Genomic DNA, 12,772 nt, shown 5'->3' with positions numbered 1-12,772 from the left:
CGGAAAATTTCCGGAGGCATTCATAGGTGTTCTGACCTGGCGTCAGGTTCCATAAGAGATGGGCAATCGCATGCACGGCAGTTGCTCCGGGCTGTATCCGGGCGCCACACGTATCTTCCTGATTATGTTCTTCCATCAGCCTTTCCCAGCACCAACCATTTCGGGCACGGCCTCGTCTGCGCCAGCGCGACCGCCAGTCGCGGCACCATGGCGGCCATGGCGGCGCGGCGGTTGAAGCGATTTCACGGCCGGCCAGCGGGCGTGGCTGCAGAAAATCTTTCCGGACGGCGTGTGCGACTACGCGGCGGCGGGCCTGCGCTAGGCCGGGCCGGGCCGGCCGAGGGGTTGGCCAGGGATTAGAACTGGATGTGGAACATGCCCTTGGCCAGCAGCACGATCAGCACGACGTGGCAGAACACGCTGATGTGCAACAGGCGCGAGCGGCGCGCGGTGAAGATCTCGCACATGCGCCAGTAGCTGGCGAGCAGAAAATGGCCGAACACGCTGAGGGCCAGGCCGATCTTGATCATCAGCAGGATGGCGAAGGGATTGCCGCGCGGATGCGTCAGCAGCTCGCCATAGTGGGCGGCCAAGCCGAAGCCGGCGCTGAACAGGGTGACGAGGACGATGGGCATCAGCCAGCGCACCCGCCGGCCGATGCCGCGTTCCACCGCGCGCATGGCCTCGGCCGGCACGTGCTTGCGCACGCCTTCGAGCACCAGCACTTCGAAAAACACGGTGCCAACGAAGATCAGCGCGCAGAACAGGTGGATCGTGAGCAGCACCGGGTAGCTGGCGGAGGACATGGACTTTTCCTTTTCGGGTGCGACGGGGGAAGAAAATCTCCCGCCGTCTGGATAAGAATTCCTATCGTGCGCGCATCATCCCAGCCGACCGCGAAAATTCCCATGACAATTGTCAATTCCCCGGATCAATAGGACGAAATCGTCCCGCCGGCTCCCCGGCCCCTCCCAACTGTTGCAGCGATTCGCGCTATTTCCTCATTTTCATTGACAATTAAATGAGAATGCTTATCATTCACGCTTTAAGTAGCCAGCCATCTGTCCACCACCCGCTCAAGCGGTGAACCTGCGGAATGCCAGCCAATTCTTGTTTTATCTTGTTAATTGGGGAACAGATGGATATGCACGCACGCGCCCACCGGCGTCACAAGTTGGATAGTCTGGCGGTATGTGTGGGGCTCGCCATGCCCCTGGCCGCCCACGCACAAGTTGCCGAACAGGGCACGGCGGTACTGCCGCAGATTCAGGTCCACGCCGAAAAGTTCGGCGCCAGCACCGAGGGCACCGGCTCCTACACGACCGGCAGGACCAAGACCGCCACGCCGCTGAGCATGTCGCTGCGCGATACGCCGCAGTCGGTGTCGGTGGTGACGCAGCAACGCATCGAGGACCAGGGCCTGGTCTCGGTGACCGACGTCGTCAACAACGTCACCGGGGTGTCGGTGAACCAATACGAAACCAACCGCGCCGGCTTCACCGCGCGCGGCTTCGATATCGACAACCTGCAAATCGACGGCATTCCCGCGACCTGGGACGCGGCCTGGAGCTCCGGCGAGGTCCAGGGCAGCCTGGCGATCTACGACCGGGTCGAGGTGGTGCGCGGCGCCACCGGCCTGATGAGCGGCGCCGGCAATCCATCGGCGGCGATCAACCTGGTGCGCAAACGGGCCAGCAGCAGGGAGTTGACGGGCTCGGCGGAGATCGGCGTCGGTCGCTGGGACGAGCGCCGCGCCCTGGTGGATCTGTCCACCCCGCTCAACCAGGCCGGCACGGTACGCGCGCGCGTGGTCGGCGAGTACCAGGCGGCGAATAGCTGGGTCGCGCTGCTGAAGAGCCAAAGCCAGACGCTGTACGCCACGATCGAGGCGGACCTGACGCCAAAGACCCTGTTGTCGGCCGGTTTCCACCGCCAGACGACCGATCCGAAAGGGCCGATGTGGGGCGGCCTGCCGCACTGGTACAGCGATGGCTCGCACACCAACTGGGATCGTTCGAAGACCTCGGCCGCCGACTGGACCCGCTGGAACACGGCCTACGACAATTTCTTCGCCAATCTCGAACACGAGTTCGACAACGGCTGGAAGGTGCGCGCCAGCTACAGCCACGGCGACCGCGAGGCCGATTCCTATCTGCTGTATCTGTCGGGCGTGCCCGAGCGCCTGAGCGGCCTGGGCATGGGCGCGTTCGCCGGCTCGTACAAGACGCGCACCAAGCAGGACGACGTCGGCCTGCACGCCAGCGGCCCCTTCGAATTGGCCGGCCGCAAACACGAGGCCGCCTTTGGCTATATGCATTCCCGGCAGAAGTTCGAGACCGGCAGCCGCCCGGCCGATTTCGCCGGCGCGATGCCGCCGGTCGGCGATTTCAACACCTGGAACGGCGCCGCCTACCCCGAGCCGACCTGGGGCGCGCCGAGCTTCTACGAAAGCAACGTCACCAAACAGGACGCCCTGTACGGCGTGGCCCGCTTCTCGCTCGCCGATCCGCTCAAAGTGATACTCGGCGCCCGCCTGAGCAACTACGACAAGACCGGCCACGGCATCTGGGCCGGCGAGTACGCGCTCAAGCACGACCGCGAAGTGACGCCGTATGCCGGCCTCGTCTACGACATCAACGACAACTATTCCGCCTATGCGAGCTATACCGACATCTTCCAGCCGCAGAACCTGAAGGACTTTGGCGGAAAGATCCTCGATCCCATCGTCGGCAAGAGTTACGAGGCGGGTCTCAAGGGCGAGTTGTTCGACGGCCGCCTGAACGCGTCCTTCGCGCTGTTCCAGATCAAGCAGGGCAATCTTGGACAAGAGGCGGGTTTGGTCGATCGGGACGGCGCCGGACCGTCGCTGCCCGAGGCCCACTACCGCGCCGCCAAGGGGGCGACCAGCAACGGCTTTGAGTTGGACATGTCGGGCGAGTTGGCGCGCGGCTGGAATGCCAGCGCCGGCTATACCCAGTACCATGCGGAAGATGCCGCCGGCGCCGATATCAACAGCGTCAACCCGCGCAAGCTCCTGCGTTTGTTCACCACCTACCGCTTGCCGGGGGAATGGACCGCCTTGACCGTTGGCGGCGGCGTCAATTGGGATGGCCGCACCTCCATGGCCACAAGCAACGGCAAGATCGAACAGGAGGCGTACAGCCTGGTGAACCTGATGGCCCGTTACGACTTCAGCAAGCAGCTTTCGGCGCAACTCAACATCGACAACCTGCTCGACAAGAAGCACTTTGGCATGTTTGCCGCGTACGGCACGATCACCTATGGCGCGCCACGCAGCGCGGCGCTGACGCTGAGGTATCGCTTCTAAAACACAACGGCAAGGCGAGCTGACCGCGCTACTGGCGCTATACTGACTAGCGTTTATGGCAACCATCGAGGATTCAGCATGGCACCAAGGGCAGGCCACGGCCGGACGGCTATTGCACGGCAGGCCGTGGCGTTCGAGCGCGCGGAACAGCAATGAACCGCAGTCGCTTGACAATATTGGTGGTGGAAGACCATCCGACGATCGCGCGCCAGATCGTCGACTTCCTGGAAGGCCTGCAGTGGCAGACCGACCACGCCGCCACCGGCGCGCTGGCCATCGATCTGGCGACGCGCGAGGCCTACGACGTCGTCCTGCTCGACCTGAATCTTCCCGACCTGGACGGGCTGGAGGTCTGCCGCGCGATCAAGGCGCGCGCGCCGCGCAACGTGCCGGTATTGATGCTCACCGCCCGCGACGCCTTCGAGGACAAGGCGCGCGGCTTCAACGAAGGCGCCGACGACTACCTGACCAAGCCGTTCGACCTGCGCGAGCTGGCCCTGCGTTGCGAAGCGCTGGCCCGGCGCGGACAACTGCACCTGAGCCAGGAAATGCGCGTCGGTCCGCTGACGCTGCTACTGCGCGAAAAGCGCGCCCTCCACAACGGCGCGCCGCTGCCGCTGACGCAGGCCGGATTCAAGCTGCTGCTCAAGCTGGGCGCCGCGTCCCCGCAGGCCGTGTCGCGCTCCGCGCTGATGCACGAGCTGTGGGGCGCCAATCCGCCGGACAGCGACGCCCTCAAGTCGCACATCTACGCGCTGCGCAAGCAACTCGAGCTGGCCGGCGCCGGGCCGATGATCGTCACCATTCCCCAGCTCGGCTACCGGCTGGAAACGGCTGCGGCGGACCGTGTTTAGCTCCATCCGGCATGGCCTGTTCGCCGCGCTGGCCGGCTTCACCGTGTTGATTTGCCTCTGCTACACCGGGCTCGCGCTGGTCATTTCCTACGTGACCGAGGATATGCTGGTTGATCGATTGTTGCAGCGGGAAGCGGCCGCCATCAGCGCGCATTTCCACCTGCGCGGCGAGGTCAAAACGCCCGGTGACGAGCTGATCCGTGTCTACCGCAGCGTCGCGGCGCTGCCGCCCGTCGTGCGCGCGCAGGTCGCCGCCGGCCGCGAACGCGCCGAAATCTCCACCGACAGCGGCCCGCACTACCACCTGCGCACGCTCGACCTCCCCGCCGGGTCCGCTCCCCGGCGCGTCTACCTGCTGGCCGATGCGCGCCCGCTGCTGGTGGTGTCGGCACTGTTCCGTGACGTCGGCGGCGTGCTGGTCTCGGTGGCGCTGGGCTTGATCGCGCTGGCGCTGTTGCTGGCCTATCTGCTGTCCAGGCGGCTGGTCGCGCCGCTCCAGGTGCTGGCGAAGGAAGTGCGCGGCCTGTCGCGCGACCAGCCCATCGCATTCAGCGCCAGGCACCGCCGCGACGAAATCGGCTTTTTGGCGGACAGGCTGGGCAGCACCATTGCCGAACTGCATTCGTCGCTGAACCGCGAACACGCCTTCACGCGTGACGTTGGCCACGAGTTGCGCACGCCGCTCACGGTGATGAACAACATCCTCGGACAGGCCGAATCGCGTCCGCTGGCAGCGCAGGACGTGGCGCAGCTGCTCAGCGGCCTCGATGACATCGCCACCACCGTCGACGTCCTGTTCGCGCTGGCGCGCGCCGAACACATCGCCGAGGAGACGCTCGACCTGCGCGGCTGCATCGAGGAAAGCCTGCTGCGCCTGCTCGACGATGGCGCCTGGGAAGAAGGCTGCTTGGAGCTCCAGCTACCCGACCACTTGGCGGTGCGGGGCAACCGGCATTTGGCCATGCTGCTCATCAACAACTGCCTGGGCAACGCGCTGTTCCACGGCGGGGCCGGCTCGCGGCTGCGGCTGGCGTTCGCCGACGGCGTGCTTAGCTTGGGCAACACCGTCGATCCGGCCCGCGCGGGCACGACGCAGGGCTTCCTGCACGGCCAGAATCTGCTGCGCCGCATCGCCACGGCCATGCGCTGGGAAATCGGTTTCCATGCCGGCGCAACGGCCTACCGCGTCGACATCGTGCCGCTTCGTCCGCATTGAAATCGGCCGGATTTCACCCGGGTTTCACCAACGGTTTTCTATGCTGCGTACTCGTCAACTTTTACGGCATGCGCACCATGAAAACTCTGATCAGCCTCGTCCTCCTCGCCTGCGTCTCATTCCCTGCGCTGGGCCAGGTGGCATCCCTCGTCCACAAGGATGAAAAGCGCCGCTACCTCGTCTACACGCCGGCGTCCTACGCCGGCCAGCCGCAGAAGGCCTTTCCGGTGGTCTTCAATTTCCACGGCAGCGGCATGAGCATGGCCGAACAAATGCTCTACACGCAAATGAACCGCGCCGCCGACCGCCACCAGTTCATTGTCGTCTACCCCTCGGGGATCAAGCAGGACTGGAACGTCGGCTTCGGCATGTCGTATCTCGACGGCAGCGACGACATCGGTTTCACCGAGGCGCTGCTGGCCAAGCTCAAGCAGGATTATCGGGTCGACAGCCAGCGCGTGTATGCGACCGGCCTATCGCGCGGCGGCTTCTTCACCCTGCGCATCGCGGCCGAGTTGCCGCAGCTGTTCGCCGCCGTGGCCTCGGTCGGCGGACCGATGCCGGAACCGGTGGCGCAGCACCATTCGAAGGCGGGCAAAGTGGGCGTGCTGCTGGTCCACGGCACGGCGGACCAGGTGGTGGCGTATGGCGGCAAGCCGGGCGGCTATTGGTCGGCGGAGGACACCTACGGCTATTGGTTGAAGCAGAACGGTTTGGCGGCGGCCGGGGCGAGCCGCCGCGTGATCGACGGCGACGCCGGCGACGGCACGGCGGTGGTTTGGCTGGAGCAAGGGAACGGGCGCCAGAGCGTGGCGCTGGCGACGGTCAAGGAGGGCGGCCATACTTGGCCGGGCGCAGACCCGTTCAATGTCGGCCTGCCGATCGGCAAGACCAGCCGCGACATGGATGCCAACGAGGTCATCTGGGAGTTCTTCGACAAGCAGCGCCGTTAGGACTATGGGCTATGCTTCCACCTCTTTCGAATCGTGTGTTCATTGCTTGTGATAAACCGTGTCCGGCAATAGAGGGGCGGTATCACGTGAGCATTGGCGATGGCGGAGAATTTTGGTAGGCGGGCTTCACGTTCGAGACGACACCCGTTGTTGCATCGTATTCATACGGGACGTGGACGGTAATGCCGGCATTGACGAAGTCCTTCCAATTGCGCGTGACGAGTGGTACGCCACAGTCCCGCGCTGTCGCGGCAATGATGCAATCGGGAAGTTTGACCTTCGGCGCCGTGACGAAACTACTTCCGCGAATGGCAATGGCAGCGTCGGTGATGCGACGACTCACCTCAATGACTTCGAATTCAGTGAGGATGGCATCCAACAGCGGCTTATCTTGTGGGCGGCGTATTTCGCCGGCGCGCAGTTCCATGTAAGTGATGATACTAATTGCCGGACTGTCATAGCTTCCCAGTTCAATGGTCGCCTGATGGACGCCATTGAGCATATCGATAAAGATATTGGTATCGAAAAGAATCAGGGCCATTCTGCCCTCAGTAGCTCTTGGTATTCGACCCCGTCTTTTGGGACGTCCTGACGATCCTTCCAGAGCCCCTCGGCCGCCGCCAAAGCAGCGCGCAGGCGCCGCCGGCGTGCTTCTTGCGGTGTAGTCACAGGTTCGGGCGGCGCGGTGATGCCTGCGGTTCCGCTACCGTTTTTCAGAGTGCCCATGCGGCCTCCCGTGCGTTGAATTCAGGATCAGTGTATCCCATTCAGGTATCGGAGTCGCTGAGAGCGCAACAAGCCAACAATGCCTTAAGGGGGCGACCAACCGTTAATATTCATTCCATCTGCTAACTGACCCGGCGGCTTAGCGATGCAGTGCCACGAGGGTATGCCTCATTCACGACACATGCAAAAAAGAGTGGCGCAGCCCATAAGGTGCTGCGCCACTTGTGTCGAACTAAATTTTTTTGCCGGCACGTCAGTGTGGACGAACAAATTTGTTTGACACAAGCTCAACATATAAATCAAAGACTTACGCCATCTTCCATATGCCAGTTTCGAAAATATAGTTTGACACAAACGACCCCATTTTTTTAAAACGCATGAATCTTGCAACAAATAAGTTTGACACAAGGTAGAGAACGTTCCGCTACCTTGGGCGGGCTGCGGCCAGCCGGGCAAGCGATGAAGCGATCGTTGGTTCGGTGCTCGGGTCTGCCAAAGAACTGGTTGCATACTTCGAGCGCACGTGCGTGCACAAATCAAGGAAGGGAACGCGCTGAATCAACCCATCCACGATCAGGTAACGCCGCAATTCGCGATTTGACAACTGGCATTGCTCAGCGTCACGTCCAAGTTCGGGCGTCGCCAAGCGTGACGCCTCGCGGAGAATGTGACCAATCGTCCAAGGCTCAACACGTGCCTCTATTCTCAGTTGAGCGATCAATGGGATATCCACTTCCGACGCGGAAGGAAATGGGGGAAGTCCGCGCGAGACCCGATACCGACGTAGCGCTTCTATGGCGGGCCCAGGCACATGGACCACGTCGAGCGTGTCCAAACGACCAAACCTAGGGACAGCAACCTGCCATTCGGTGCCGTGACGTTCAACGTTTGCCATATTGAGCGCCGCAAGCTCGCTTCTACGCAAAGCCGTCCAATAGGACCATTCAGCAACAACCACTATACGGGCAAGCGAATCGCGAATTCCGATTTCCGGCTCCGGCTGCTCAACCCAAACTTGCCGCACTTCCCGCCACCGTTCTGACGCCGCGTATGTTTGCACAAGATCTATATGCTCGACTGGCGCTAATACCGGCACAACAAGCCGTCGTGCAGGGTTGTCTCCACGTAAGCCGCTCGACTGCAAAACCTCGAACATCCGGACAAGGGTGCCGCGTGATTGCGCTAGAGTACGTTCCTTTAAGCGGCGGGGGTTGCCACCACTCGACGGATTGAGCAAACCAGCGCCAAGTTCCTCTAGGTAGCGTCCGAGATCGTCCGCAGCGACATCGCAAAAGTCAAACTCGTCAAGAAGTAACCAGGTTTGAAGGCGCTCAAACTCACGGAGGTAGGTCCGATAGGTATTTACCCTGTGGGAAAACTGTTGCAGCCACTCATACAGAATTTGGGCGCCGCTTTTATTCGTTGATTCACTCACAGATCCAACTCCAGATCAATTGGCACTGCCAGCTCCTGAATCACCGCGCTATACAGTTTGATGTCCACATTCTCGCTTTCGAGCGAAACGATAAGTGAAAACCGCGCCTGGGTCGTGCATCGTCCACGATTTAGGCGCTGACGCCACCATCCCACCACAGGATAAACAGCGATCTGGTCTCGCTCAGCCAGATCAATAGCCATGCCACTCCAAACATCCGAATGGACGCATCCGTGGCGTCGCAACTGCTCGCCCAACAGCCACCCGGAATCGCCCGGGGAATCGAGCTTTTCGCCCTCTTCACGCATGGCAAAGTTGACACGGCGGTTGAATTCATCGGGGCCTTCGTTATTACGCCGAACATCAAAACGAAGACCATGAGACGCATAGCGATAGCGGTTCGTCCATCCACGCTTGGCCGGACTCGGCTCCACGAAATAGGACAAGGTCACTCGAAGCTTCACCGGTGTATTCTGCATTTCCATTAGCATTTCCTTCGGCCATGGAAGCTGAAAGATGCACATTTCATTCATCTTGCCGGCACTCTCTTCCAGTCGGTACGGCTGAATCGATTCTTGGGCAATCAACGAGACGCGGTGTTGCGCCGATCGAAGCACACGCTCAGCGTTCGGCACTCCAAATCCGCATGCCCGCAAGAGCCTGCGCTTCGCCCTTTGAGTGTCCTCCGTCAGATAAGTTTCCTGTTGGGCCTGCGTCCAGTCAGCATGATGGATGATCATTCCTCGAACAGTCTCCGCCCACAGGTCCGGATACCCGGCCAGAAGTCTAGCCGCAAGACCGGCGCACTGCGCAGTAGCAGCACTCGTCATCGAAAAGTAGCCAAGTGGATTGGCAGTGAAGCCTCTGTTTGTTGTCAGCAGCTGAAGTGACGGGACAAGCTCGGCTAACGCGTGCGTCGGATCAACGACAACATTGCCGCCTTCAAATACAACGTCGGGCTTCATTGGCCAGCCGGTCCACGATTGAGACGTTGCGCTAAATGGGCTCAAGTCTCCTGAACCGGCGAGAGCGGACCATCCCGCGTAGTCGGGCGTGCCGGGCAACGTATCTTTTTCGGTGTATGCGCCAACGGTTAAGGCATTCCATGCCTGACCAGGCTGCTCGACGCCATAATCTCTATTGGACTGCGGATAGGTCAGCCAAAGGTGATCTGGCAAGTTCCCTGCCGAGATGACGAAGAGACGCCCATCCTCATCATCAGCATTGAAAGCGAGCTGATCGATTGCTGCGGAATAGGAAGATGGTTCGCCGCGCTGATGCATGTCGGAAGTAACTGCTTTGCAGATGACTCGCCGACGTTCTGGCGCTTCGATCTCACACTTGAAAACAGCTTGGGCGGTAATCGCACCAAGAATCTCCTGATCATCGTTTTGATCTCCGGCTCTAGGCGGCGACAGCAATTTGACGGATTCAAGACGAAATGGCACGTCAATTCTTGTGTCACGCCCCGCCAAGTCTCTCAAGTCACCATACAGTGCCACGCCCGCCATCTTGGTACCATGTCCATGATGGTCAGCCGTGCCCCAAGCGTTATCAACGGCATGCATATCATCCGGCGCAAGGATTGGGGCTATGAGTGGATGTGCCCGCGCAATTCCAGTATCAAAGATAGCGACGGCGACGCCGTCGTCCCCAATATCCAAACGGGCCACAATATCGGCAACAATTTCATCCTGCGCAGGAATCGTTAACGAATGCGGCACCTGCGGAGGACGATCAGCATGTCGGATTTCAGCAGCCAGATTTAGCAACGGAATTGCTTGTGCCAGTCGGGTCCGCGTTGTTTTAATATTTGTAACGACCCGTTCGGGAAACACTAACCATTGCTGCCCAATGCTAAGCTGCATATTGCTTGCGGCTGCTTCAAATCTGCGAAAGGCATTTTCCGGCGTGAGGCCGTCGGTCCGCAACCAAAGCTCCCACCAACGCATTTCATCGTCATCGGGAATGGGCTCATCATCCGTCCACAACTCAGTGATGGTAGCGACACCGATCGACTCAATGCTTTCAACAAGATTTGCGTTTTTGGCCTTAGGTGTCCTCGCATTGGTGTCTTCATTGAGATATGCGGTGACCTTCCGAACTAGGATATTGAGTTTGCCATCCGGAATCCAGCAAGTCGCGTATGTTATGTTGCCTACCCTCCGTACATTGAGGAGTTGTATGCCAGAGCGAAGTAGATCAAGACTTTCAAACACAAGATCGAAGCCCGCAACGCTGCCGAATTCCACCGTAATGCCATCCGGCGCCTCAATGTCGAGCGCAGCTCTCGCGAGCTTACGCTGTTCCAGTATCGGCTGCAGGTTCTGCAGCTCAAACAAGATGCGTGCACCATGCACAGCCCGTTCCCGTTGGATGAGGTTCGGAGGAGTACTTTGGCCTCGCCGAGGCGTATAGTCTTGGGGCTTGGATCGGCTTATCAAACGCAGATGGGGCAAAGATTGCGATCCAGTGGCCATAGCCTATCCTACAAAGGGTTGGAAAATGTTTTCCGGTCGTCTCCGCGTTCACGGATTGCCAACTGCATGTCATGCATAGCAATGTGGTCGTGCGCCACGATAATCATATCTTTCAACGCGTCATCGCAAGCCCGCTGAATATCGGCATAACTCAGGCCCGATGCCTCCGCTGCTAGTACTTCGTAATCCAGGCTTTTTGCATTGCGTGCCAGCCTCCGCTTCAGCAATTCAACTAATGAATCCCGCGATGGCATCTCGAAACGTAGCACGTCATCAAATCGTCGAAACAGCGCGTTATCCAACAGCTCAGGGTGATTGGTCGCAGCGATCACAACGCTATTCGATTGATCCTGTTCCACCAACTGAAGAAATGAATTAAGAATCCGCCGAATCTCGCCAACATCATTTGCGGCGGCACGCTGCTGACCGATGGCGTCGAACTCGTCAAAAAGATAGACGCCTCTCACCTGTTGAATATTTTCAAAGATAAGCTTCAATTTCGCTGCGGCTTCCCCCATGAATCGCGTAAAGAGACTCTCCAATCTCAGAGTAAACAGAGGTAATGATAATTCCGCAGCTACAGCCTTGGCAGACATGGTCTTCCCAGTGCCAGGCGGACCAACAAAGAGAAGCTTTCCTCGAGGATTGAGCCCGAACTCTCTAATCTTTCCTGCCTGTCGTTGCTCGCGCATCATTCGGTCAAGTCGATGGCGGACCTCTGGCAACAAAACAAGATCGTCCAAACGCACGTCAGGGTAGTCAACACTAACTAGGTCTGCCAATTCACCTTTCGGTTGCACAATAGGCGTCGCTTGACGTTTCGGAACAATCGGCCCGTGCGCCTTCAGTTGCTCAACAAGGTCGCGAATTTCCCCCGCAAGTCGATTGTGACCTGCCTTCGCCTCACGCGCTGCGATCTGCAGCGCGAGCGTCAACAGCTGGTGCTCATCGGCATCCTTGTAGGCGCGCAGCATTGCCTTAATTTGATCGCCGTTAGCCATCCTAGTCTCCAATCCAGTGCCCAATAGGACCGTACTACCCAATTTTAGATGTCGCTATCTTACTCTTATTTGGTGTTTTTTATCCACGATATTTTTTCATATCGTTGATATTGCCACTAATCGACTAAGCCCAACAGCACAAGTAAATTTAATTTGCATAGCATCTTGTAACAGTTGAATTTGACGCAACATGCTACCGAACTACAATTCCGCCGCAGCCCTGATGTCCGCATCCGTCCCGTTTTTTCCGCCCAGCCAGCCAGATGAAACGCTGAATTCCCGTGTGTCCCGCTATCACGTGATTGCAGGCAACTCAACCTACAGCGCAACGCTTGAAGAGCTATTCGGAAGTCCTCAGACAGGCTTGGACCCATACCGTTACCGTGAAAGCCAAGTAGCGCGGGCACATGGATTTCCAGCCCGCGTTGCGGCGGGTTAGTAAGTATCGCCAGGCCCGACCCCTCGTTGTGGCGACGTCTATGCACTGGTCGGCGCTGCCGCCTTATCTGGCCACTGGCCAATTGCCTTCAGCTGCTTGATCCAACGCGGCGCGTTCTTTTTCACACTCATGGCTTGGTAGTCGATCTGCGGGTCGTGATAGGCGACCTTGCGGGTCAGCAGCAGGAAGATCAACCGAATCATCTTGTGGGCGATCGCAATGATCGCTTTGTTGTGGGTTTTGCGCACCATCAGACTCTTGTATTTGGCGGCCAGCGAGCTTTTGGTCTTCCATGCAGAGTTGGCGCATTCGCACATGATGTAACGGATGACCGAACTGC

The 12,772-nt window shown here is 59.4% G+C and carries 9 protein-coding genes and 2 pseudogenes; 5 read left to right on the top strand and 6 right to left on the bottom strand.

Annotated features, from left to right (window positions below):
- Nucleotides 1–247: 247 nt before the first annotated feature.
- Nucleotides 248–322 (top strand): annotated as a pseudogene (locus tag BM252_RS32285) (hypothetical protein); the annotation flags it as partial.
- A 34-nt stretch (nt 323–356) separates the two neighbouring features.
- Here BM252_RS32285 and BM252_RS29300 read toward each other — a convergent pair.
- Entirely contained in the window at nt 357–806 is a 450-nt protein-coding gene (locus BM252_RS29300) for a CopD family copper resistance protein (RefSeq protein WP_093391292.1), read from the bottom strand.
- Nucleotides 807–1,207: 401 nt separating this feature from the next.
- Between BM252_RS29300 and BM252_RS29295 the strand changes: the two genes are divergently transcribed.
- From BM252_RS29295 to BM252_RS29280, 4 genes are all read left to right on the top strand, one after another.
- Nucleotides 1,208–3,328 carry a TonB-dependent siderophore receptor gene (locus BM252_RS29295; RefSeq protein WP_093391291.1) on the top strand — a complete coding sequence of 707 codons (2,121 nt, stop codon included), beginning with the start codon at nt 1,208–1,210 and terminating at the stop codon, nt 3,326–3,328.
- Nucleotides 3,329–3,480: 152 nt separating this feature from the next.
- A complete protein-coding gene (locus BM252_RS29290; RefSeq protein WP_093391289.1) occupies nt 3,481–4,182 on the top strand; it encodes a response regulator transcription factor in 702 nt (233 codons plus the stop codon).
- Nucleotides 4,175–5,398 (top strand): sensor histidine kinase, encoded by a 1,224-nt coding sequence (locus BM252_RS29285; RefSeq protein WP_093391288.1) that lies wholly within the window; start codon nt 4,175–4,177, stop codon nt 5,396–5,398. The genes BM252_RS29290 and BM252_RS29285 overlap by 8 nt, the downstream gene beginning before the upstream one ends.
- 77 nt (nt 5,399–5,475) lie before the next feature.
- Nucleotides 5,476–6,351 (top strand): extracellular catalytic domain type 1 short-chain-length polyhydroxyalkanoate depolymerase, encoded by an 876-nt coding sequence (locus tag BM252_RS29280; protein WP_093391294.1) that lies wholly within the window; start codon nt 5,476–5,478, stop codon nt 6,349–6,351.
- Between the two features lie 82 nt (nt 6,352–6,433).
- On the opposite strand, the gene BM252_RS29275 is transcribed toward BM252_RS29280, so the two are convergent.
- From BM252_RS29275 to BM252_RS31320, 5 genes and pseudogenes are all read right to left on the bottom strand, one after another.
- Complete coding sequence (locus BM252_RS29275; protein WP_093391286.1) at nt 6,434–6,892, bottom strand: PIN domain-containing protein; 459 nt, start codon at nt 6,890–6,892, stop codon at nt 6,434–6,436.
- A gap of 609 nt (nt 6,893–7,501) precedes the next feature.
- A complete protein-coding gene (locus tag BM252_RS30695) occupies nt 7,502–8,512 on the bottom strand; it encodes a site-specific integrase (protein ID WP_139236814.1) in 1,011 nt (336 codons plus the stop codon).
- Entirely contained in the window at nt 8,509–10,854 is a 2,346-nt protein-coding gene (locus tag BM252_RS29270; protein WP_174900723.1) for a S8 family peptidase, read from the bottom strand. Before BM252_RS29270 ends, BM252_RS30695 begins: the two co-directional genes overlap by 4 nt.
- Nucleotides 10,855–11,000: 146 nt before the next feature.
- Nucleotides 11,001–11,993, bottom strand: a complete 993-nt coding sequence (locus BM252_RS29265; RefSeq protein WP_093391283.1) for an AAA family ATPase — start codon at nt 11,991–11,993, stop codon at nt 11,001–11,003.
- Nucleotides 11,994–12,470: 477 nt separating this feature from the next.
- Nucleotides 12,471–12,772, bottom strand: a pseudogene (locus BM252_RS31320) (IS110 family transposase); the annotation flags it as partial.

Origin of the sequence: Rugamonas rubra, from assembly GCF_900114705.1 — a bacterium.
Classification (GTDB): Bacteria; Pseudomonadota; Gammaproteobacteria; order Burkholderiales; family Burkholderiaceae_D; genus Rugamonas; species Rugamonas rubra.
Note: the sequence above shows the minus strand (reverse complement) of the source record. Positions and strands in the feature narration are given on the sequence as shown.

Coding starts and splice junctions, on each gene's coding strand:
- BM252_RS29300 (WP_093391292.1), bottom strand. CDS start 806: ATGTCCTCCGCCAGCTACCCGGTGCTGCTCACGATCCACCTGTTCTGC.
- BM252_RS29295 (WP_093391291.1), top strand. CDS start 1,208: ATGCCCCTGGCCGCCCACGCACAAGTTGCCGAACAGGGCACGGCGGTA.
- BM252_RS29290 (WP_093391289.1), top strand. CDS start 3,481: ATGAACCGCAGTCGCTTGACAATATTGGTGGTGGAAGACCATCCGACG.
- BM252_RS29280 (WP_093391294.1), top strand. CDS start 5,476: ATGAAAACTCTGATCAGCCTCGTCCTCCTCGCCTGCGTCTCATTCCCT.
- BM252_RS29275 (WP_093391286.1), bottom strand. CDS start 6,892: ATGGCCCTGATTCTTTTCGATACCAATATCTTTATCGATATGCTCAAT.
- BM252_RS29265 (WP_093391283.1), bottom strand. CDS start 11,993: ATGGCTAACGGCGATCAAATTAAGGCAATGCTGCGCGCCTACAAGGAT.